Origin of the sequence: Metabacillus mangrovi, assembly GCF_009711125.1 — a bacterium.
Classification (GTDB): Bacteria; Bacillota; Bacilli; order Bacillales; family Bacillaceae; genus Metabacillus_B; species Metabacillus_B mangrovi.
Genome location: NZ_WMIB01000015.1, coordinates 23,532 through 45,690, shown reverse-complemented (window position 1 = coordinate 45,690; position 22,159 = coordinate 23,532). Strand labels below are relative to the sequence as shown.

Below are 22,159 nucleotides of genomic sequence, written 5' to 3'. Positions count from 1 at the left end.
AATGGTAAAATAATACATAACTTCTTTCTATCACCCAAAAGTCCTCTTCTTCTCCTTTCGACAGATTCCATCATACTAGATCATCTATTCAAGTTACTTTGATGCAGGACTTTTCACTCTAAGAATAAAGCCCGGTGAAGGTTCTCATACAGCTTCCTTTGTGTCCCCCCATTTAGGTCTTATACTCTTGCGATCAGCGATTTCTTCGTCCCATAAAAACACAAATAAGCCCGGCAGAGAATGCACTCTTTGCCGGGCTTTTATTATAATCATGAATTACCTTACATCGCTTTTTTACAGCGGCTTACCAATAGATAAACAGCCAGTCCGAAGACTCCAGCCGCTGCATGCACCATAACATCCTCAATCATCGGACTCCGTCTCTATTCGATACCTATTTTCAACTGGCGCAAGTTGTTCCTTTATAACTACGCTTGTAGCATTTAATTCAATCTCAAAATCTCTTAATTCACCTGTTAGTACCTTATTAGGATATCCTATACATTCATCTGCTTGATCTTCTGTAGCTAATTTTCAATAAAATTTGAGAAAAGACTAATTTCCTCTGGCAAAACGATTCCTAAATCATCAAATGGTTCTTCACTAAATCTATAGGGTATTTCATATTTTCTATTACCTAATTTTTTTATATAGCGGTTATGCAGCTGCTATCGAACCATCTTTATTCAAGTACATTTATATTTTAATCCCTGAAGACGTCACTCTTCTATACTTATTCGAACCCAAATTTTTCTTAGCTTTATAGAATTTGCAGCTTATTCTGTATTAATGGCTATTCCGATCTCGATTCTATTCTTCCTTTTGCAAAAGTACTTTGTTGCTGGATTAACTGCTGGCGGGACAAAAGGGTGATTTTTATTTAAGAGCATATATATCAGAATAGCTCTGCGTTGAATTTCATCAGCATAGCTTTTTGCTTATAAATATTTAAGGTTTCCGATTAAGTAATCTCATGAAGCAATAACTCACAGCTGCTCCGCTTTAACAATCAGCCTTTTGGTGGGCTGATCAACTGGGTGGCAGGTTACGAGGGTAAGCAGCCGGACTGACCCTTCTTTGTCCAGAACTTGGACCTGTTCAGGAGTGACGATCCATTTTTTCGTGACCCGGTAGGAAAAGGTGCCTTCGGCTGTGGCTACCTGTATCACATCTCCGGTTTCCAGTTCATTGAGCCGGTTAAATTTTCTCCCAAACTGCCTGCTTCGATGGCCGGCTATGGCAGCATTGCCCACCTTTCCGATTTGAGAAGTACCTGTAATATGGGCAGATGCCGAATGTAGATTTGCTTCGGTGGCACCTTCTACAATCGGCATTTCCAAACCAATTTTAGGGATGGTCAGCTGACCAAGAAGATTTTCTTCTGTTTTTTTTCCTTCAGCTCTCTCGTCCCATAGATCCATTTCTTTGAACTCCTGCTCTTTCCATTTATCAAGAAGGTGCCGCTGTTCCATATCGCTGTATGTGGAAGCAGCCTGAGGAAAGAATGCCATTGACAATCCAGCCATAATTAGAATCAGGCTGATTGCCTTTCTCATAAGAAATGCTGTTCTCGGGCAGGTTTTTTATAAAGCAACACCCCTGCGACTGCCAATAGGATACCTGTGAGGATCATGACAATCGGGTTCTCTTCACCTGTTTTAGGCAGAACATCAGAGGGAAGGGTGTTTTCATTCCCTTCATTTACAATTTCATTCTGATTGGTTCCGCCTCCGGGTAAAGCTGCCTCTGCTGTAAAAGAAATCAGCACCTTTGTTTGCAGTCCCTGAAATTCATTCCCAAGCTCTGCCGGAAACCGCACCACAATTTGAAGTTGTTCCTCTTCATAGCTTTTCAAAGGTCTTGGACTACTCAAGTTGGCATTTGCTAATCTTCCTTTAAAAAGAAGCTCGTTCCCGTTCCTTATTTCAGTCTCCAGTGCGTTATATAGTTTATCCGAACCCGAAATCATTTCCGAATAGGCCCGATAGGCAAAATCTTCACGGCCCCTGTTCGTCACTTTCACGGTCCTTTCCGCCCAATCGCCTGGTTTGAAATTTTCTATTCCAAACAAGGTCTCTTTTGCATCAATTACTAGGTCCAATGGGATGATTTCTGCTTTCGTATTAGAATAAGGAAAAATGAGGCATACCAATAAACAAACCATCAGCATCTTATAGAAATAAGAAATGAAATGCATAGTAATCCCCCTTATCGTTCTTAATAAAGAACCTTAAGGTAATTATATGCTGTTATGAGGGGAATGAAAAGCTATTTCGTATCTTGATTTTAAAATTAGCCAGCAAATTGCAAATTTTCCATGGGGAGATTATGAAAAACTCAGCTCCTTTTTCCTTTAATATTTTGAATATAGGTAAATAAGCCCCACTGGATTTTAGCGAGGCTACATATTGTCAAAGCGGTGCTCTTTACCTGGGATTTCAGTGCTCCAATGTATAATTCTTCTGTTAAAACTATTTAAAGAAAAAAGAAAGGATTTCTGCTGCTGTTATGAAGCTAAAGAAAACCAGTGTTACCTTTTGATTCGATTTAAGCTGAGTCTGTTGCTTCTCAAAATGTTCTATAAGCTGATTATTTTTAATTTCTAAACTTTTTGCCACTGAATTCATTTGTTTATTTTGCTCAATTTTTGTTTCAGTAATATATTCTCTTAATTGGTTTATACTTTTTACGTGATCATTTCTTAAATCCAATTGACTTTGATGATGCTGATCCATTACTTTTTCTAAGTGGACAATTTCGGATGATACTTTCTTATTAGCTGTTTCAAAAAATCCCCTATTGGTCTCTGTCAAATGTTTAACTTCTTCCAGTTCTTCTATAAATCGCGCACTAGTGTTCTTTGTTGCTTTTAAAAAGGTACGATTAATCTCATTAAGGATTTCTATGCTTTGTTCAGTATTACTCTGAAATGAAGCTAATATAACCTTCAATTTGGTGTTTTCTTTGGTAAATGACTCATTAAATGAATGGTGCCATTCATGAAACTGATCCAAGCCTTTGTAGTTCTCTTGAACAGAGTCCTTAATATCTTCTAGGAGTTTGTCGTGGTTTTTACTTGCTGTGGATAAGGTGTCATTTAATTTAGCATTTAAATAATTGACAAGCTCTTCAAGATAAGTTTGAATCTGACTATCCTGTTCCTCTAGATTATTATTAATGTTCTCTGTGAACTCATTTACTCTGTTATTTACTATGGATGTACTGGCACTGGTAAATTGAATTTCTTTTTTTAATTGCTGCTGCAGCTCCGTTAAATCAATAGATATTGTTGCAGCAAACTGAGTTAGTTGTTCATTTAAATCGTTTATAAATATCTCTTGATTTAGTTCTTTTAATGATTTCATGGCATTTTCGTACAGTTCTTCTTCGTTTTCTTTACCTTTTGATTTAAAGAATCTGCTCATTTTCAAACTCCAATGTATGAATGATTTTTGAAGCATCTTTCCCTAAGGTATATAAGTGTAAGCCCGCTAAATATCGCTCCTCTAAATTGTCTGATTCTGCCATCCTCAGTAAATAATTCTTTTGCTGGAGGAAGTGTTTAATAATATAGTTTCGGTATTTGGAAGCATGGTCCAGATCTTGTTTCCATTGTTCTATGATTTGTTCTAATGAGTCTTTTAAACTTTCTCTATGTTCATAAATTTGCTGATAGTGCTTATTTGTCTTATCAACCTTTACTTTGTATACATTTTCTAACCTCTTTTTTGAAAAAAGCACATTGCTTTTTAAGGAATGGCATCTATTTTTTATGTTTTGATAATTTTCACCAACAGATCTACAAGCTGCAGTTATATCGTCTAAAAGCAATTCTAACATTTCTTCTTTCTTAGCTTTAAAGCTCCCTTTTGAAAAATATTGATCCATTATTGAGTAATCCCAATTATAGAATGCAATATGCGGTTCTGTCTCCATTCTCAACACGTCATTCCCATACAATTCAAAAGCATCATTGATTTCATTAAAAAGATTATTCATTTCATTTAAATGAAGAATCATATCATCTTGAATAGTAAGAACAGTGTTTGAAGCCAGGTGGTTCAGCTTACTTGCTTTCCATACCAACATCCCTTCCTCTGAAACATGATCATAAATTGATAATGCTTTTTCCTCAAAGCAGTCTGATTTAAAGGTGTTATAATAAATAAAATCAGCTCGATTGATCCTTTTATTAAGTATTGATAGCCGATATGTATAATCGTCTATCATCTTTGATGTTTCATGTTGAAATCTTTCTTTTTGTTTCTGAATTTGATCTAATTCTTCTTGCTTTGCAGCTATTTGATCTTTATGGTATTTTATTTCGCGTTCACTTTGTACGACTATCTCCTGGTAATAGCCTGTCAGAAACCGAAAGGATATATCCTGAATATCAAGCTTCTCAATTCGCTCTTTTAATGCTGAAAAGATACTATTTGCGAGTATTTGTTCCTTCTCAGATAAAAACTTGATACTCCCTCCAATTTCTATTGGATAAATGGTGCCAATTTTCTCCTTTAGTATGTCTTCTATTTCACGCCTGTAATACGAGATAACATCTTTAGTTTCAACAATCTCATTACTTTGAATTCTGCGTTGGACTGATTCAGGGGAAAAAGCGCGTGTTAATACGATAAAATAATTATCAGGGAGTTTATACCACCTTTGCAGATTTGACATTGGAATGTCCCTTAGAAAGGTTAAATCTGCTGCTCCATTTACGATCAAACAGATATGAGAGTTAGGTACCCAAAATTCCACACATCGTGCAACATGTCTCTGCTCTTTCAATTCAGCTGACTCAATACCTGGTAAATCAAGCAACTCTATTTGACGTACTTGCTCCTTACATTTTGATTTGGGAACTGCAATATTAACGGGCTCTATGCTTTGAATGGATCCTGTTTCCACCAGGTTCCTTAGATGTGCCATCTGTTCCTCAAATTCATGAACAGACTTAATTATTCTTTCTTGATGATCCGGTACTTTTACAATAAAGTCTTCAGTAGGGGAAATTTGATATTTTGTAACTGTGGCAGTAGCAGATTCACCAAGCTTTCTCTTTCCTCTCAAAAACTCCGATATTTCGTCTAAATACTGCTCTTTTACTCCCATCAGGGTTAGAATGAGCGATGTTTTTCCTACTTGAGTGGGGCCATAAACTGAAATAATTAATTTTCTATCTTCCTGCTTATTCTCTGTTGCCTTAAAAATTCGAAATTGGTTTAAGAAATCATCTTTTGCTTCAAATGCCCAATCCATCCGATGTTTTTGGAATTCAATTAATAAATGCTGCATTTCTATATGCCACTTCATTTAATTTTCCACAGTCATTATTTAAACGCCCAATTCTTATTGCAATTTCCTCATAAATTGGAATATTAACTTTTGATTGAAGTCGTGCCTGATGAACCATTACCAATTGGTCCTCCATTTCTTCCATCACTTCATTTACTAAATTAACGATTGACTCTACCTGGTAATCTCCAGCTGCTTTTAGTACATGATGGGCATAATCCTGACGCTCAAATTTATATCTTTCTAACTTCTCTGCCCCTTTTTTCATTGCAAATGCGACTGTTAGAGCAGCAAATGAGCCAGCAGTTATCCCTGTTGCTATGGAGCCGGTTATTCCAAGTGCTTTCAATGCGCTGAGTGCAGCTCCAAAGCTATTAAATTCCCCATCGATTGCATCAATGCCGAAAAATACAGCCGTTCCTGCTACCATATGTTTCATGTCTATTGCCAGATTGTTTACCTCTTCCTTAAATAAATCTACATCTCCCGCTTTTTCTTTTAATGTCTGATAGTCATTCATTTCTTTTTCAGTAATCCCATTTAGTTCAAGGACACTCTTTGAAGTTATAATATGCTGTGAAATCGCACCGGCTATTATTGGCATATAACGTAAATTTTGATCTGTAAGCGTACGATATGACTCTTGAGGATTTAAATAACTTTCAATCTCTTTTAACGTATTCACAATCTCTTTATTAATAAAGGATTCATCATCATTACCAGATGGACGGTCACTATTCTTAGAATTTCTATTCATAAAACTCAGACTCATTTTAGCATCAGTTCCTTCATGCTTTTCAAGTGAGTTTATAGACTTAATCCCTAGTTTTTCATATTTTCTAGCTTTCTTTTTTGTAACACCATCAATAGATTGCAGAACGATTTGATTAAGTTTATCTGGTTCAGGTGTTGAATAAATGTTTTTTACCCAGTCCAAGATTTCCTGTTTCTCATTAAAGGTTAAGTCGCTTTTAAAAGCAGTACTTATTTTTTTATACCACCTGTTTTCTTCGTTTCTTAAATCCCGAATTACTTCCTGATCACATTTCTTGAGATGCTGATCCATGGCAAGTCTTAAATCTTTTTTTAAATCGCTGCTGTATTGTTCCCTGTATTTATTAAATTCACGCTGCATAATCCTGATTTCATTCGCATTTTCATTAGCAGTATATTTAGCATTAACCACACTTTCTATTTCACTTAATACATTCGACAGCGTTTGTCCGACTTCTAACAATTTTTTGTAATGAAGACCTAAAGAATCATACGTGAAACGGCTATTTTGTTTAATTAACCGTTCGATATCCCCAGGTACACTCTCAATTGATTTATCGGCATAAACGATTTGGTCCTGATTCATAATGGTAAATTTACTTGCCAGGTTATCAACAAGGGATTTTCTATTTTCTTCAGAAAGTTCGTTGGCATGTGTCAAAACAAAACCTGGTTCTTTATCTCTATATATGTCTGATACCTTTTTCAATAGGAGTTCCTGATCCCGTTGGGCAAGGCGCATATGGTTAAGTACTAAAATCATCCCAGAAGAGCAGTTTAAAAAGAGATCTAAAAATCTCTGAGAATCAGATTCACCCTTCCGTTCAAACCCAGGAAGCAATGCTAAAGTTAAATGACCAAGCTGTTTACCATCAGGCAGCACTATTTCAAACCACAGCATATCGCTACTGGGATTTTGGACATTTTTGTTTAACTCATCTTTAGTTATAGGGGACTTTACCACGTCCATACTGCCCGATTCATTCCGTATGGATTTTGAAGAAAAGAACTGCATTTCATGAATATCATCCCTAGAAGAAATAAGGACCGGCCGTTTTTCTCCAACTCCTACCTCAGATAGAAGTAAGTCTTCAGGCAACCCTAAAGCCCGCTTTATTAAATACGTCTTCCCTACGCTCTGTAAACCAGTAACTGAAACGATTTGACGATCACTGAATAAGCTGAGAGCATTTAAGTTGCTGTAAATTGGTTCTAACTTTTCAGTATTAATGCCCACCCGATGTAACTTTGCTATTAATTCATGTAAATCTTTTCTCATTTTATCCACTGTAAGATCTGATAAAAACTCCATCCTCTGCATAGTAATCCTCCCTGATGTTGTATTTTGGCCGTAATCATACACGTTCCAGCAACTGTTCAAGAAAATCTTACTTAAAGAGAAATAACCATTTATTCCTTTCCCTATTTTCACGGTAATTACCTGAACTCTTCCAGATACTAAAAACTCAGTTCTATTTGACCATAATTCTTTGTTGAACACATAAATAGAACTAAATATATTTGAGCTTTACTTAGAATCAATTAACCTATCTCATTTCTCACACAAAAAAACCCTGCAGATTTCTTCTGCAGAGCTTTTCCCGAACAGGCGCTATATTAAAAGACCAAATCAACTAAATAATACCCCAGCACAATAAATTGAATAGGAATCATGGCTAATGTGAAACAGCCGTTGGTGCAGCTGCAACTGTCCAGACAGCCACCTTTCAAGTCGCTTATACAGCCTTCTCCCTTTTCATCCCGCTTTTTCTGTTTATAGTTTGAATTTTTATAATCTTGCAGGGTGGTTCACACCTCTCGGGATAATATGTATTAAGGCTGGATCCTGCCATTTGTAAACTTCCTGAACCAGGCTTCCTGGGCATGTGGATGCATGTAGGGAATGACATATTTCTCTATGTGCTGCTTAACATCAAGTGGTTTTAATGTATTGAAGGTGTGAAACCTGACTACCCGATTATCAAAAGTTGATACAATTAATTCCTGATAAAAAAGCCCTTGAAGGCTAGGCCTGTATAGATTCAAACGGATATCTTGTATATCCTTGAAAGCAACTTGTCTTTTTCCGTCTGTAATGTATCCATTTTCTCCTTCGTATATTTTATATAGGGTGGTGCCTCTTTTAAAAAATGAAGGCACCCATAAGATGGTCGTCAGCATTGAAAATGGAAGAGTTACTATTCCTACAAATATTGATATTAAGGAATATGATGACTTAAACTGAAACCCGTATCCAATTAAAAAGATACTCAATGCAATACCGCCGACCGTCACCATAAACAGCCATACAAAGAAGAACGGATTCATTTTTATTTTTATCGGGCGATTTTGTAAAAGTGTTGTATTCAAGATGTCCTCCTGTAAACATTAAATAGACAGCGTAGTGTTCTTTCTAAAAACTAAAGAATGGAGCAAATCTGAATTATAGCTCTTTAGCTGGAATTGATTCATAATCGTTCCATCTATGAACCAATGCCTCCTTGCCCCTTTCAGAACAAAAATCAAATCAAAAATATTAGGTATGTTTCCTGTTGAATATTCAAAAAAAGCCAGACTGTCTACTTTTCCCTTTTTTATTTTCAGATCCTGTAAAAATTCATTAAAAAGGTCATCTGTGTGATCTAATTCAAATTTCCCCTCTGTTTCATTGCTTGCTATCTTCAGAAGCTTTTCAAATTCATCTTTATTACCCAATATTCTGGAATAGTCCAATTCAACTGTACTGTCAATGTCCATAAAGTGCTTCATATCTGTAAGAATTTCCTCTTCTGTTTCAAACAGAGTGAGTTTATTTACAAGCTGATCATAGATCATCTCATGGGAATGAACAGATTCATTGCCGAAATTATAGGAAATACCAAGGTCTTCTGTCTCCGTTACTTTAGATGCTCTTATAGAATAATTGGCATGACTTACGGTCCGAATATAGGAAGAGTATTCCTTCTTTAATGTATATTTGTTCCCGCTGTAATTCAATAGGTCTTTAGCCAGCAATGAACGGCAGGTAACTTTCAGCATTAAATCAAAATCTTCGTCTTCAAGATTTGGAAAATAGATGTTTTTAAAGTTTTGGCCCTGTTCGAAATCCCCTTCGCTGAATAAACAAAACAAGAGTTCATCTACACTTAGATTAATGGTATTCACTCTTCTCAACTCCTATCCGAATAATGGTTTACTAAAGAAATTACCGGCGTCCTTAATTAGAGAGGAAGCTGTATCTGAAACCTTCTTTAACCCCTTGTCGATTGCTTTTTTCCCCTCATTAATCACTTCGTTTCCTTTTTCAATGGCGTCGTCAACTTTAGCTGCAACCTTTCCTACCTTTTCCATCGTGCCTCTGAACCGCTCAACACCCGTATGGATCTGATCTTTAAAGACTAATGCGACATCTTCCGCAATCCACTGAGTACTTTCCGCTACAACTTCTCCAATAATCCCTCCGGCAGTTGCCCCAAGAGCTCCCACAACAATGGTGCCTCCTGGTCCAAGGAACGTACCTGCGGCGCCGCCTAGAGCAGCCCCGGCAACTGAGAATCCAGTCACAACTCCGGTTTTATAAACGGCTCTTCCTACTGCTTTTGCATTTTCCCGTTTTAACACCTCAGTGTTATTTCCGTATTTTTCATAGTTCCCGGCAATACTCAGACCCATGCCGGTAAGTTCTGTTCCTGCGGTAATTATTGCTGTCAAAGGGGCAGAGGTTTTAGCAAATTTCCAGCCAGTTTTCATTACTTGGCCAAAGGTGACCTTTTCCCCAGCTTCATTTAATGCTCCTTTTATAAACCCTTGAAAGGAATTTGTATAATTTACAACATCCTGCGGAAGATATTTGGCATATTTCATATGCACTAAATCCGCAAGAGAGTTATTCATGAATTGCTTTCTCAAGTAATTTGGATTTAAAGCCCCCCTTGCTAAGTTCCTATATTTGGACGCATCTATTTTCTCTGCAAGTGCTGCAAATGGTCCATAATGCTTAAATCTCCATAGCCCGTCTGCCCCTAATGTATAATCCGTCAAACCTGTCAGCAAGTACTTCATTTGATTGGCTGCTACAGCCGTCATCCCTGCAACCGTTCCATAATTGTCATATAGCCCGTATAAAAATTGGAGGGTATTATCGGCTTCAGATATTTTCCCAGAAACCTCCCTAAGATCTTTATCGATGTCATCCATTTTGTCAATCAGCTGATCACCGGCGCTGCCATAAGCATCAACGCCTGAAAAGCAGTGGGCAAACTGCGGATCGGCATTTAATATAGTACGGGAAAGTGCATCTTTTAAATCTGTATTGATTTCTTCAATGAGTGCCAGCTCAATCACAATAGAATTTGCCAGACTTTCCAGTTTATCAGGTTCAATTGAAATTTTTTCAGCCATTTTCCGATTTCATCTCCTGTTAAGCAGTAGTAGGTTTCTGGCAGGAAAGGTTTGAAGATGCCAGTTCCTTTGCAAGCTTTTCTGCTGCTAGTTCAGCATTTTTCTGGTCAATAAGAGATGCTGCTTTTTGGAGCTGCCCGCTTGTTTCCAACAGCTCCTGAGAGAACCAGCTGTACTTTGTCAGCATATTCTGGAACTCCTGGTCGAATTGTTCCCTTGCCTTTCCCGACCAGCCTGTCATCTCGTTCATTGCCGCATTCCTTAAAACAAACTCTGAATCTTTCACTTTCTCGGAAGCCTCTGCATATTTCTTTGCCAAATCCGAAACGTGGCTTGAATCCATTACCTTCACCTCTTTAGTATTCATTTCATATCATTCAGGAATTGGATTTATTTGAATATTATTAAGTTCTTAGACATATTACCCCTTCCATTTACTTCCCATAATAATAGGTTATAAAACCTATTTTATTGTAAAATATGAAACAAAATCCATTATAAGGAATATAAGCATAAATCAGTAGTTCTAAAAGACTCAAATCCAGTTTCAACCTATAAGGTACAAAGTTTCAGATGATGTTCAAAACCTTATTGAAACTCAGCTTCAGTCAATATTTTAAAACAAAATTTATCTATAGCAATGTAAAATTACCGAATGTTACTACTTCATTCGTTTTTCGCCTATTGGGAGCGAACCTTTAGAAAAAAAAAGCACGATGAGCAGATAGATCCGCTCATCGTGCTTTATGTTCTGTATTGAGCTTTGTTTTACTTTGTAACAGGCGTTGTTATCGGTGAAGGCATAGTGCCACCATCTGCAGAACCTTGAACACCGTTGTTGACTGCTCCATTACCATTGGACGAATCAACTTTTACACCATCCCATTGTGTTGCTTCGAAGTTAAAGGAAAAGTGAACCTTATCTCCTTGGTATTTGTTTTGTACATATTTATTGTCGGCTGATTTCGTAAGATCATTTTTAAACGTGATTTGGATAAAGACTTCATCTTTGTCTGCCGGTGTGACAGGAATACCTCTATACTGTTGATCTTTCACTGTCAGTGGTGCTAAGTTTATCTTACCGCCAGCACCTAAAAATTCTTCTTTTACTTTAGTTTGATAGCTGCCATTAACTAAATCAGCTAATGTAAGTGTCTCGCCATTTTTCGTTACTTTCTCTCTAGGCTCCCACTTATCAGACTCACCATCAACTTGCATAAAATCAATTTCAAATTGAGAAAGATAGTCGGCTTGTGACGATGGAAGGGTACCATCGACAAAACTTGTTACTGTAGTGTCCAGCAGCACTTCTTTGATTGCTATAGAGCCTGCATTTCTTAACTCAAATATTCTCTGTACATTATCGCCTGGCTTCATGTTGCTCAAGTCGAAGTTGATTGGTTTATTCCCGCTTTTACCTACTTCCAAATCCAGCGTTCCAGATGCAAACTGATTGGTAACAGTTGCTGTGTCATTAAATGCTGCCCATGTTCCTCCGCCTACTAAAGATAATCCCAACGCCGCTGAAGCTACCCCTGAACCAATTTTCCTTTTAATTGACATGTTCTTTCCTCCCCGTTTCCCCTCATTATTTGAGGTATGTACTTTTTATATTGAATCCCTATTAAATAAGGAGATCAATCAGACTGCTCTTTCTGAATCCGAACCAATCTGTCTTTTATCCACTTCTCTTAAGGCCACTGTGATTGTATAAGCTGAGTAGATCAGTAATAAGATTCCTGGAACGATTAGCAGAAAAGCAGTGCCCATATTCGATTTTGCAAAGTCTATGAAATATCCCATATATGGAATTGTTAAGCCCGTATATACACCAATAATATTTTGTGACAGGACTGGCTGTGAATCAGCATCTTTGTTGTTATCTCCCTTTGTCTGATACATAGTCTGGTCACCGTTTTTAATTATGTCGGTTATTCTGTGAGTCACAATCGTGTTATCACTTTGCATAAAAGTAATAACATCACCACTTTTAAGTGCAGCAGCATTTTCCGCTGGCTGGACTGCAATGATGGATCCCGTATTAAATGCAGGTTCCATCGAACCGGAAAGGACGGTTTTCAATTGGTATCCGAATATCTCCGGCTCACCTCCTGATGATTTTGAGGAAATAACCACTATGGTCATCAAGATGAGCAATGAAAACAGAACAAACGTAATGATGTTGCTGATCAGTTTTTTAATAGTAACTTTCACCATTCTACACCGCCTTTTTTCATTTTGTTTTAGTTCCCATTTACATCTTCTAGTTCTTCCTGTTCAGCTGTTTGTTCAGCTACTTGGTCAGCTGATTGACCTTTGTCTTTTCCTTCATCTGAATTACTGATGTTTTCTGCAATCGGTTCCTGCACTTCACCAGCTTCTTGCCTATTATCGGCTATGGCTTCGATAGGTGTTTCGAATTGTTTAACCTCTTCTTCACTAGTCTGTTCTGACATCTCAGCATTTGGATTTTGGTTTTCCTCAACTTTTTCTTTATCTTCATTTACCGTATGACTGCCGCATGCTTGAACTACAAATTCAGTTGAAATCTTGCTGCCTGTTTCCTGAAAAACAACTAATTTATAATGTCCTTCCTTATCAGGACTGAACATAATTTTTTCAGAGGTGCCAGCTGAACGTTCACCTTCAATTTTTCCCTCTTCAACAATTTCATTATTTGAGTTAGCAATCTCGTATAAGACTGGTTCAGTAACATCTACGGAATAATCTTTATTTTCGGCTACGATCTTGTCACATGAACTTACTAAGATGTTTATTTTTGATGAATCTAAACTTTTGTTCTCATTATTCTCTTCCCAATTTGCATGAATAGAATTTGCAATCGTTTCAACATCGTTATAGGTTGCAGCAGTGTTAGATGTAAGATATGTAGCAGAGATTATTATGCAATACCAGATTGCAGTTATTTGGAGGGCAAGGAAAAGCGATTTAGTCTTTTTTCTAAATTTACGAATTCTTGTAAACCTTCTAATTGTAATCACCACCCGTTTTGTTCTTTTTAACGAATAATTAAGATAAGTATAGCCTATAGGTCACATTTACCAAAATACGAAATACGTCCATTTATCCCTTATTAAGAACTGATTACTTTGAAAATCTCATCATTTCTAGTTTATTCTAACTATTTTGTGCTTGAAAAAGAACATTACAATTTACAAAATAAAAATTTGTCTAGTGGTCCTTTTGTAACTAATGGGGCACCATCAACGGAATCAGGTCTTCCTCCTTGTAACACGCTGACTCCTTTAAAGATGTTCTTTTTGAACAGGGAACTCGTTCGGTGCTTCATTCTTAAATTACAGAGAACGATCTTAAAGATGTCGGGCCTTTAGAACTTCCAAATTCATTGAAGGACGCGCTAAAAAGCCCCGCAAAGGATTCACCCTTTGCAGGACTTGTATTCGAAGCATGAGAACCGTTCCCGTGAACTCCTTATTCACTTTTACTCGTTTAACTCTTCGTCCTTTTTTAACGTGTCCTTAAATTCTTTATTGTACGTATACAAAGTAGTATGAATAACTCCTTCTCCCAGTTGGATTTCAACTTCTCCAGGATTTCCCCAGCCCTCATCTTCGTATTTTATCCTTGCCTGATTGTTTACAAATTTAACAACATGCTCTCCCGTATCACCGATTTGAGTGCAGCTGTCAGTAAAACAAAAGCTATACGTTACCGACGCGGAATTATTCTTATAATTGGTTATATTAAGAAATGATGTCCCAGATGCATCCGCCCAGTACCCATTCCAGTCTCCTTCTCCCGTTTTTACTGGCACATCTTTCTGATCTGGCACATCTTTAGACTCCGGCTCATTTATAATAGCCTCTTCCTCAGGTTCCTCTTCAACTTTATTGTATTCTTCAGGTAATGTAATCAACCCATTGTCGGTATTAATTTCAAGATGTTCTGCACCTGCAAACATCTGCTCCTTACTATTACTTAGCACTTTAAACACAAAAGATAAAGGTCCCGCATCTGTTTTTTCTTTAATCTTTTCAATTTCCATCCCTTTGTACTTCGCATATTTCACTGCCTCATCCCATGTTAATTTAAGCGGGAACCCCTTTTTAACTTCCTCTACAATCAGGTCATCCAATACCCAGTTTCCTTGTTCTTCATTGTATAAAGCTGTCAATGTAATGTGTCTGCCATGCTTATAAGCCTCATCAGCCATTTCAATGGTTTTAATCGTTACTTTTTCCTTGCTATCTTCTAAAATCTCAAGACGTACCTCCGGCAGCAGTTCATCTGGCAGTCTTTCTTCACCACTCGAAATTTCTTCAAGCTTCATAAAGGGTTCTACATCCTTTATGAAATTTGAACTTAGAAGTGTGGTTTCGGTCAGTTTTGCGGATGAATTGTAAGTTTCAATCATTTCCAAAGGAGTGATTTTTTTAATTGCTAAAGGTTTTTCTTCTGCTACTTCTTTCGATTGCTCTGTTTCGTTTTGTACAATCGCTTCTCTTTCATCTTTTTGTTCGGCCTGGATTTCACCATTTGTTTCTTGAGTACAAGCAGTAAGCAGGAAAAAGGAAAACAAAAGCGTTAATGACCCAAGTTTTTGCATAAATTCCTCCATTATGTATTTTATTGTTTGTTTTTTAATAATTCGACTTAAGAGTGTAGTTCGTTTGTCCAATCTTCTAGAGGGCTACTATTGATTTGCTGAAGTGCTCCTTTTATTGGATATTTATGTTAAAAAAACCTTTTAAAAGTTAGAGCAGTTTAGTTGTATGAAATTTAAGTTAAATCCAAGTTATTTAAGACACTTTAGTTTAAACAAACTCCAATTTAACTACATACATTAACAACAAAACAAAAACCCCTAAAAAGTATAGGAGCTTATGTACTTTTTATAAGATTATATGAAATTAAGAATGAAATGTATTAGATTCAATACTCTTTAATCTATCATTTTGTTTTGATAAAAGGGAATTTTGTTCCAATTGTGCGTCCAGTTGCCTTTCCTTCAAATGTAGTACTTGGTCCCGATGTAATTCGGTATCCACTAATGCATAGCATTCTTTGAAAGTATCTGCTCTTGCTGTTAAAAAAAACTTCTCCATTTTTTCTAGAATAGGGACTCTGCAATATTCATAAAATATACTGGTCTTTTTTGTAAACTCGTTCAATACTTCATCCATTTGTTGTTCAACTTTAATAGCCTTTCTCATTCTTGCTGCAAAATAATAAATTTTCCCATAAACATTAGGAAGCCACAAAAATCCACCAAGTATTTGTACATAAAGTATAAAAGAAAAAAAACCATAACTAATCGGGTAAAAAAAAGTTGAATTTACCCAAAACATGGTGAGGTAAATGAAGAACCCAATTCTTTTTGTCTTCTTAAGTCTGTTTAGTTTATTCTCAAGCTTTTGGTACTTTTCGGCAAACGGATATCCGTCCTGCACCCTCGATATTAATTCTTCTCTACTCGCTTCCATTGCTCCACCTTCTTCTCAATTATTGGTAAAATTAACGTTATAAAGTATTATATCCCACAAGGGCCAAAAGTCGAATATGGAATTCTCATCAAATTCCGACAACCTGGTCGTCATTTTAATGGTAAAAATTATATACCTAAGCCTTTTAGCCTAACTCAAAAAAAAACCAAACAAAGGGGGCAAATCTATAATGTGACAGCATACTTATTCGGAGTATGAGTGATTGTTGCTCTGGCAAGATTTGTATCGGAATTGGCTCTTTCGATGAAAAATAATGCATTCAGCTTCTTAATTAATTCTCCTTTAATTGAAGCATGTCAAGTAGAATTTTCCTTAAAGGGGGATATTGATTTCCAGAGAAATGGCCATTGCCTCTAAGATGGAAATCGTTTGGACGCTGATCTGTTGATCATTTATTTATAGATAATTGGTAGATGTAAACGCAGCCGTCTATTGGAGTGTGGAACAAATTAGAGAGAAATTTGAACAGAAGTGAATGAATGATGGGATAGAACTAGAAGAAGAGATACGAAACCTAATCGATGGTACTGGCCTTGGAAACGCCACCCCACTATCCCCAATTATTCATAACCCGACTAATTTCATGGGCATTATTAAAGTACAGCACCGTTGTTATGGAGGGATTTCTTTTTGGCATCCGTGCGTTCATGGCTTATCAGCAAAGTGTCAACAGATACTACAATAACCTACAGGGTAAAATAAAACCATTCTTGTACATTTGATGGAATTGTCCCTATCAAATGTACAAGAATGGTATGAAGCGGATCTTAAGGTTTTGTTAAGTTGAGGGTAAATTTAGTTAAACGGGGGTAGTTGTAAATAATACCACCTAGGAAAATTGTTACCGGAGGTAAATGGAACTTTAGCAGAAAGCCTGTTCTTGGAAAACCAGAGAAGCCGTATGTAGCTTAATGCGAATTCACAGGCGGAATTCATTCTAGTATGAATATTCAAACATACAGTTATTGTGTATGTAAAAGTGAAGTGTTATAATTCTGCTACTACCTTTATTGCCATTTAGGTAGTCCAATTAGTGTAGGAGTCGTGATCTTTTGGTCACGGCTTTCTTTATTATCAAGAGATTAACTTAATGATTAATATTTTTTTGTTCTTTAAAAAAACTCTTGTAATAGTAATACGTTCGTTATAAAATACATATTGTGGAAAGGAAATCCACCAAATACACTAATTAGGAGATGGGTAGAATGGCATTTTTCACATCTAAAGTTTTGGCAGCTATATTAGCTGGAGGTACTGTATCACTTGGAGCGCTTGGTCTAGCTTACTCTGGAGGAGTAACACTTGATGGAGCAGAAAAGACAGTACAGGATCTAGGTCAAAAGATTGCTAAATTTGATGATAACGAACAAGCGCTAGTTGCAAAAATTAGTGAAGTTAAATTGGCAGCTGAAACAAAGCTTACTGAAGCTAACACAAACATCTCCACCCTGAATAACAAAGTTTCTAACTTAAACACTCAAATTACTACACTATCCAATGATAAAGCTGTGCTTACTGCTAAGGTTGCCGAGTTGGAAGAAGATGTAAATAGCTTGAGTAGAGAGATTGCTTCTTTAAAAGAAACTTTAAAAGCTGAACAAGGTAATCACGCTAAAACACAAGCTGCACTTGATGCAAAAACTACAGAATACAACACTAAAGTTGCTGAGCTAAATACTGCTAATGGAAAGCTAAATGAAGCTAATGCAAAAATTGCATCCTATGAGGCACTTGCCCGTGAAGCTGTAGAGAGAGCTAAAGTTGCTGATAAAAAGGTAACTGAACTTGAAGGCGAAATTAATAAAGCTAATGCAGATGTAGCGGCTCATGGAGCAGCAGTAAATGAAGTTAAAGAAGATACTGCTGAAGATGTTCCTATGACCGAGGCTGATCTTGCTGATGTTGATACATCGATTGATGTAGAAGTAACGCCAGTAGCAGAAAATAAATAAGAAAAGATGATGCTGCAACATCACCCTTTCCTGAAAACATTCAAATTCATTTGAGAAAGAACAGCACGTGAAGGTGCTGTTCTTTCTTATTGTAAAGTGTATTGCTGAGTTGTCAACTTGAGAATCCTTTCCTAATCTGCCTTAAAGAACCTTAACAATTCTACTTTTAATCTTATTAGAGGATCTTGAGCATACAACTTTAAGACGGATCCTTTCTTCTGAGCTTTGATTTTAACTTTAGAATTCCATTTGGTATCAACAGTGCCTTGCCCAATTTTTTCGCTACCGCCTTTACTAGTGACCGTTTCTTTCTTAGTTGTAACTTTATTAATCGTCGGATTGCCTGGAGTGGTTTTATTCAGGACTTTACTTGTCTTTTCAGGACTTATATTTAACGTAGAATCGAAAGCATACAAAGTAATAGCTGTTCATGCTTTTTGTTTTGGAATTTTAATTGAATAAGAGCCATTTTTTGATATTGCTTCTCCAATTTCCTTATATCCTATCGATGTTCGGATCATAGCATATACTGTTGCATTTGATTCTGCTTTACCTATAATGACTGTTGCGTTGTCATGAATAGGATTAACTGTTGGAATACTTGGGGTGGTTCCATTATTTTGAGACTAAAGTTTCCTTCCATATCAACAGCATACAATAAATAGTATGCTTGCATTTTGCTTCGTAATCTTAATGGTGTATACACACCATTCTTTGCAATTGATCCGCCTAATTTCTTTTTCCATTCATTGCATACACTTTTGCATTTGCTTCTGCTTCTTTAATTGAAATTGAACTGTCATTTAATGCCGATACAGAAATTTGGGATATGGACAAATCCAATACGATTACTTCCTTTCCCTTACTGATGTTACCTCCTTTATCCGTTGCTATAATGAATAACTTTATTCCACCTTTTAACTCTAGTGGATTAAAGGTATAAGGTCCAATGTAAGAGGCCTTTGTAGTAGCTAATACTGTGGATCCTTCTTTAATAGTAACTGAGGAATTTTTTTCTGTTTTTCCACTTACCTATGGTCTTACAACCGAAGTTATCCTTGAATCTATTGTACCAACTGCTTCTAGTTCTCAAAAAATCTCAATACGATTATGGTTAACCTTTATAGAGTAACTTCAAGCTATATGTGAACTGGGAAAGGTGAAGAAGAGAGCGTATGATGATTCTCCTAGTCTTTATTGTAAAATGATACACTTACAACGGAGGTGTTAAATAAATGGGATTGGGTTTTCGAAAGAGCTTTAAAAATTGCACCCGGGGTAAGAGTGTATTTAGGACGGAAGAGCGTTGGAATCAGTGCTGGAGTGCAAAGTCTTCGGCATAGTGTAAATTCCAGGTCAGGTAGCCGGACAACGGCTGGAATTCCGAGAAGTGGCCTGTCTTATTCTGTTCAGCATGGGAAAGGGAAGAAAACTGTAGCGTTTCAAAGGCAGAGGGAATTGGCAGCACGGCAGAAGGAAATAGACCTTCAAAATTAGCTTGAGCGGCAAGGCTGCAAGTCGAGTTGCATCATAACAAGTTAGAGCTCATTCATTCTATACATAAAGAAGCAGATGTGCCTGTAAATTGGCGACAATTTATCATTCACCCTCTCCATATCCATCTCATGAAATGGACCGGCCGAAAGTAAAGCCATGCCTCTGCTAATTCAATACAAACCAGGAACTATGTCCAAAATGTTTAACCAGCAAGAAAAAGACACTCAGCAATTAAGGGAACGTGCGGCAAAGGCTAAAAGAGAAGATGAGTTAGATTATCGTTCCTGGGAGCGGGATGTTCACCTTGCTGACCGAATTCTTCAAGGTGATTTATTGCTTATCATATAAATTTGATTTAATAATAATGATAGGCTTTGAGGTAAAGAATGAACGTACAGCTAGATTTGATGATGGATAGGATGATCATAAATCTACCAAATTATTAAAAATATTACAAAGACAAAATAATTTGATATTCCCTGTTTCTTCGTTCATTAAAGCCTACCAAATATAACGACAACCATAAGGTGGCTCATGAGGATTCAAGTTAATTCTGAAAAATTTTAAAGAAATAGTTAAAAACCCCTTCAGTTCGAGGACATAATCAGGACATTACAGGACGTCATTAACTTTCTGCAAATAAGAGCTCTTACGAGCAATTTAATTCCACTAAATGAAAAAGAAGCACAAGGACCGTCCCGGTGCTTCTCCTCATCGGAGTATTCGATGACACACAAGTCATCGGTTGACCAAAGTCCAAATAGGTTGTAATAACGACACTAAAACCTTCTCTTCTGGCCGAACCTCCAAATCCAAGTATCGTGCATAATTTAAATCAGGGAGATACGTGCTAGGAATTTCACCCTCTTTCGTGCAAAGTGGATGTATACGAGTAGAAGCCGGAAAGGAAAGTTTCGATAACGCTTGCATTGAATCGTTTCACGGTGTCTTTAAGCGTGGGCTGATCTCTATAAAATTCGTTCGAAACAAAGGAACATGTGATACAGAAGATTTTTGAGTACTTCGTGCATTTTTATAATGCGAAACGCATTCGCTCCGCCTCTAATTACTTGTCGTCTTTTGAGTATGAACTGTAGTATTACAGAGAAGTGAGAGGGCCTTATCAGTCAGTTTAATAGACTTTCAGAGCCCATTGGACTTGGAGTCCTATCGAATTTCCGCCAAGTATATGCAAAAAAGAAGCCATTACCTTTTATTAATTTTATGTGTTTACTTAATTGACAGAGTATCACTATTACGTAAACAAAAAAGAGGGCATAAAATCCTCTAGTTCTAGAACAAAACAAAAGTAGGTAGATATTAAAGAATAAGCCTCAAAAATAAAAGTCGGAAAATTGTTTATTGGAACCGCTGCTCTTATAAAGTATAACCTCCTATTTTACTTTCTCAATGTGAATTAAAGACTTAATAAATAAGATCAGCTCTTGAACAAATAATATCTTCAACATTTGGACATAATTATACAGCATTAACGCACTTACAAATTAGTTTCGTGAACCATTTAGTTCTTCAATTACTCTATATTATGTAAAAAAGAAGCATGAATACCGGCACGACTTTTTTTCGATGCTTCCCAATGGCAAACTTACCTCTTTAAGCCTGCCAAAATTAGAGTTATTTATTTTTAGTCACTTTCAAAACACCCAATATCCAGGTGCATTTTTATTTCAAAATATACTGTTCATCAAAATATTTTTGATACTCACCGCTTATGATTTGCTCCCACCATTCTTTGTTATCAAGATACCATTGAATAGTTTGAGCGATACCTGCTTCAAACGTATACATTGGTTTCCAACCTAACTTTTCTAATTTAGTAGGATCAATAGCATACCGTTTATCATGCCCTAGACGGTCTTCAACAAACTCAATCAAATCCTGTGATTTACCTAAAGCATTAATAATCGTTTTAACGACTTCTAAATTTGGTTTTTCATTATGACCACCAACATTATATACTTCTCCATTCACTCCCTGATGCATCACTAAATCAATAGCCGCACAATGATCAATGACATGTAACCAATCACGAATATTTTTACCATCACCGTATACAGGAACTTTTTGGTCATTTAATATTCTGGAGATCGTTAATGGAATTAACTTTTCTGGAAAATGATAAGGTCCGTAATTATTTGAACAGCGGGTGATGTTGATTGGTAATCCATATGTTTCATGGTATGCTCGGACTAATAAGTCAGAAGAAGCTTTGCTCGCACTATAAGGGCTATTCGGTTGTAACGGTGTTTCTTCAGTGAAAAATGTTGCTGGATTAAAATCCAATTCTCCATACACTTCATCCGTTGATACATGTACAAATTTTGTAATACCTACTTGTTTAGCCGCATCTAAAAGAACTTGTGTACCCAGTACATTTGTCCGAACAAAAACACTTGGATCAGTGATTGAACGATCTACATGGCTTTCGGCCGCAAAATGAACTACATAATCAAACTTTTCTTTTTCAAAAAGCGGAATGATTGTTTCCCGATCTTCAATATCCGCTTTTATAAAATGATAGTTTTCTGTTGTTTCAATATTACGATGCTTAGTTAGATCTCCTGCATAGGTTAAAAAATCCAAATTATAAATATCATAGTTAGCATAATTATTTATCATGTACTGAACAAAATTCCCACCAATAAAACCTGCACCACCAGTTACAAGGACTTTCTTCTTGATCATTATTTCAACTCTCCTAATAATTGCATTAATTTTCTCATTATAATA

At 36.6% G+C, this 22,159-nt stretch carries 19 protein-coding genes and 3 pseudogenes; 5 read left to right on the top strand and 17 right to left on the bottom strand.

Annotated features, from left to right (window positions below):
* Positions 1-759 precede the first annotated feature (759 nt).
* Positions 760-873, top strand: a pseudogene (locus GKZ89_RS14110) (sugar ABC transporter permease); the annotation flags it as partial.
* A gap of 113 nt (positions 874-986) precedes the next feature.
* Here the strand turns inward: GKZ89_RS14110 and GKZ89_RS14105 are convergent.
* The 14 genes from GKZ89_RS14105 to GKZ89_RS14040 all read right to left on the bottom strand — a co-directional run bounded on the left by GKZ89_RS14105 (position 987) and on the right by GKZ89_RS14040 (position 15,938).
* Positions 987-1,556: a class D sortase gene (locus tag GKZ89_RS14105; protein WP_155113046.1), complete on the bottom strand. Its 570-nt coding sequence runs from the start codon at positions 1,554-1,556 to the stop codon at positions 987-989.
* Positions 1,553-2,197, bottom strand: coding sequence for an LPXTG cell wall anchor domain-containing protein (locus GKZ89_RS14100; RefSeq protein WP_155113045.1), 645 nt, complete (start codon positions 2,195-2,197; stop codon positions 1,553-1,555). The genes GKZ89_RS14105 and GKZ89_RS14100 overlap by 4 nt, the downstream gene beginning before the upstream one ends.
* A gap of 274 nt (positions 2,198-2,471) precedes the next feature.
* Positions 2,472-3,425 (bottom strand): hypothetical protein, encoded by a 954-nt coding sequence (locus GKZ89_RS14095; RefSeq protein ID WP_155113044.1) that lies wholly within the window; start codon positions 3,423-3,425, stop codon positions 2,472-2,474.
* The gene (locus tag GKZ89_RS14090; protein ID WP_155113043.1) at positions 3,409-5,298 is read right to left on the bottom strand and encodes a hypothetical protein; all 1,890 of its coding nucleotides are present in this window, start codon (positions 5,296-5,298) and stop codon (positions 3,409-3,411) included. Before GKZ89_RS14090 ends, GKZ89_RS14095 begins: the two co-directional genes overlap by 17 nt.
* Positions 5,279-7,393: a hypothetical protein gene (locus GKZ89_RS14085; protein WP_155113042.1), complete on the bottom strand. Its 2,115-nt coding sequence runs from the start codon at positions 7,391-7,393 to the stop codon at positions 5,279-5,281. The genes GKZ89_RS14090 and GKZ89_RS14085 overlap by 20 nt, the downstream gene beginning before the upstream one ends.
* A gap of 512 nt (positions 7,394-7,905) precedes the next feature.
* Complete coding sequence (locus tag GKZ89_RS14080) at positions 7,906-8,442, bottom strand: DUF5381 family protein (protein ID WP_155113041.1); 537 nt, start codon at positions 8,440-8,442, stop codon at positions 7,906-7,908.
* An 18-nt stretch (positions 8,443-8,460) separates the two neighbouring features.
* Entirely contained in the window at positions 8,461-9,237 is a 777-nt protein-coding gene (locus GKZ89_RS14075) for a hypothetical protein (RefSeq protein WP_155113040.1), read from the bottom strand.
* A 12-nt stretch (positions 9,238-9,249) separates the two neighbouring features.
* Positions 9,250-10,473 (bottom strand): hypothetical protein, encoded by a 1,224-nt coding sequence (locus tag GKZ89_RS14070; RefSeq protein WP_155113039.1) that lies wholly within the window; start codon positions 10,471-10,473, stop codon positions 9,250-9,252.
* Positions 10,474-10,492: 19 nt separating this feature from the next.
* Positions 10,493-10,840, bottom strand: a complete 348-nt coding sequence (locus GKZ89_RS14065; protein WP_155113038.1) for a WXG100 family type VII secretion target — start codon at positions 10,838-10,840, stop codon at positions 10,493-10,495.
* Positions 10,841-11,241: 401 nt separating this feature from the next.
* Positions 11,242-12,036 carry a TasA family protein gene (locus GKZ89_RS14060; RefSeq protein ID WP_155113037.1) on the bottom strand — a complete coding sequence of 265 codons (795 nt, stop codon included), beginning with the start codon at positions 12,034-12,036 and terminating at the stop codon, positions 11,242-11,244.
* 78 nt (positions 12,037-12,114) lie between these two features.
* Complete coding sequence (sipW, locus tag GKZ89_RS14055; protein ID WP_155113036.1) at positions 12,115-12,690, bottom strand: signal peptidase I SipW; 576 nt, start codon at positions 12,688-12,690, stop codon at positions 12,115-12,117.
* Positions 12,691-12,716: 26 nt separating this feature from the next.
* Positions 12,717-13,478: a hypothetical protein gene (locus GKZ89_RS14050; protein WP_155113035.1), complete on the bottom strand. Its 762-nt coding sequence runs from the start codon at positions 13,476-13,478 to the stop codon at positions 12,717-12,719.
* A 458-nt stretch (positions 13,479-13,936) separates the two neighbouring features.
* Entirely contained in the window at positions 13,937-15,061 is a 1,125-nt protein-coding gene (locus GKZ89_RS14045; RefSeq protein ID WP_155113034.1) for a hypothetical protein, read from the bottom strand.
* A gap of 304 nt (positions 15,062-15,365) precedes the next feature.
* Entirely contained in the window at positions 15,366-15,938 is a 573-nt protein-coding gene (locus GKZ89_RS14040; RefSeq protein ID WP_155113033.1) for a hypothetical protein, read from the bottom strand.
* Positions 15,939-17,164: 1,226 nt separating this feature from the next.
* Between GKZ89_RS14040 and GKZ89_RS14035 the strand changes: the two genes are divergently transcribed.
* Entirely contained in the window at positions 17,165-17,911 is a 747-nt protein-coding gene (locus GKZ89_RS14035) for a hypothetical protein (protein ID WP_155113032.1), read from the top strand.
* Between the two features lie 428 nt (positions 17,912-18,339).
* Here the strand turns inward: GKZ89_RS14035 and GKZ89_RS21625 are convergent, their stop codons facing one another.
* On the bottom strand, positions 18,340-18,510 hold the full coding sequence (locus GKZ89_RS21625; RefSeq protein WP_162356901.1) for an Ig-like domain-containing protein: 171 nt from the start codon (positions 18,508-18,510) through the stop codon (positions 18,340-18,342).
* 130 nt (positions 18,511-18,640) lie between these two features.
* A pseudogene (locus tag GKZ89_RS21620) lies at positions 18,641-18,931 on the bottom strand (hypothetical protein); the annotation flags it as partial.
* A gap of 204 nt (positions 18,932-19,135) precedes the next feature.
* On the opposite strand from GKZ89_RS21620, the gene GKZ89_RS21615 reads away from it, so the two are divergent.
* The 3 genes and pseudogenes from GKZ89_RS21615 to GKZ89_RS21610 all read left to right on the top strand — a co-directional run.
* A complete protein-coding gene (locus tag GKZ89_RS21615) occupies positions 19,136-19,408 on the top strand; it encodes a DUF4236 domain-containing protein (RefSeq protein WP_155113031.1) in 273 nt (90 codons plus the stop codon).
* 198 nt (positions 19,409-19,606) lie between these two features.
* Positions 19,607-19,756 (top strand): hypothetical protein, encoded by a 150-nt coding sequence (locus GKZ89_RS14025; protein ID WP_155113030.1) that lies wholly within the window; start codon positions 19,607-19,609, stop codon positions 19,754-19,756.
* A gap of 641 nt (positions 19,757-20,397) precedes the next feature.
* Positions 20,398-20,505 (top strand): annotated as a pseudogene (locus tag GKZ89_RS21610) (hypothetical protein); the annotation flags it as partial.
* A 586-nt stretch (positions 20,506-21,091) separates the two neighbouring features.
* Here GKZ89_RS21610 and rfbB read toward each other — a convergent pair.
* Positions 21,092-22,114, bottom strand: a complete 1,023-nt coding sequence (gene rfbB, locus GKZ89_RS14015) for a dTDP-glucose 4,6-dehydratase (RefSeq protein WP_155113029.1) — start codon at positions 22,112-22,114, stop codon at positions 21,092-21,094.
* Positions 22,115-22,159 lie beyond the last annotated feature (45 nt).

Excerpts from the sequence above, each read along its gene's own strand:
- GKZ89_RS14105 (WP_155113046.1), bottom strand. The coding sequence starts at position 1,556 with ATGAGAAAGGCAATCAGCCTGATTCTAATTATGGCTGGATTGTCAATG.
- GKZ89_RS14100 (WP_155113045.1), bottom strand. The coding sequence starts at position 2,197 with ATGCATTTCATTTCTTATTTCTATAAGATGCTGATGGTTTGTTTATTG.
- GKZ89_RS14095 (WP_155113044.1), bottom strand. The coding sequence starts at position 3,425 with ATGAGCAGATTCTTTAAATCAAAAGGTAAAGAAAACGAAGAAGAACTG.
- GKZ89_RS14090 (WP_155113043.1), bottom strand. The coding sequence starts at position 5,298 with ATGCAGCATTTATTAATTGAATTCCAAAAACATCGGATGGATTGGGCA.
- GKZ89_RS14085 (WP_155113042.1), bottom strand. The coding sequence starts at position 7,393 with ATGCAGAGGATGGAGTTTTTATCAGATCTTACAGTGGATAAAATGAGA.
- GKZ89_RS14070 (WP_155113039.1), bottom strand. The coding sequence starts at position 10,473 with ATGGCTGAAAAAATTTCAATTGAACCTGATAAACTGGAAAGTCTGGCA.
- GKZ89_RS14065 (WP_155113038.1), bottom strand. The coding sequence starts at position 10,840 with ATGAATACTAAAGAGGTGAAGGTAATGGATTCAAGCCACGTTTCGGAT.
- GKZ89_RS14060 (WP_155113037.1), bottom strand. The coding sequence starts at position 12,036 with ATGTCAATTAAAAGGAAAATTGGTTCAGGGGTAGCTTCAGCGGCGTTG.
- sipW (WP_155113036.1), bottom strand. The coding sequence starts at position 12,690 with ATGGTGAAAGTTACTATTAAAAAACTGATCAGCAACATCATTACGTTT.
- GKZ89_RS14045 (WP_155113034.1), bottom strand. The coding sequence starts at position 15,061 with ATGCAAAAACTTGGGTCATTAACGCTTTTGTTTTCCTTTTTCCTGCTT.
- GKZ89_RS14040 (WP_155113033.1), bottom strand. The coding sequence starts at position 15,938 with ATGGAAGCGAGTAGAGAAGAATTAATATCGAGGGTGCAGGACGGATAT.
- GKZ89_RS14035 (WP_155113032.1), top strand. The coding sequence starts at position 17,165 with ATGGCATTTTTCACATCTAAAGTTTTGGCAGCTATATTAGCTGGAGGT.
- GKZ89_RS14025 (WP_155113030.1), top strand. The coding sequence starts at position 19,607 with ATGTTTAACCAGCAAGAAAAAGACACTCAGCAATTAAGGGAACGTGCG.
- rfbB (WP_155113029.1), bottom strand. The coding sequence starts at position 22,114 with ATGATCAAGAAGAAAGTCCTTGTAACTGGTGGTGCAGGTTTTATTGGT.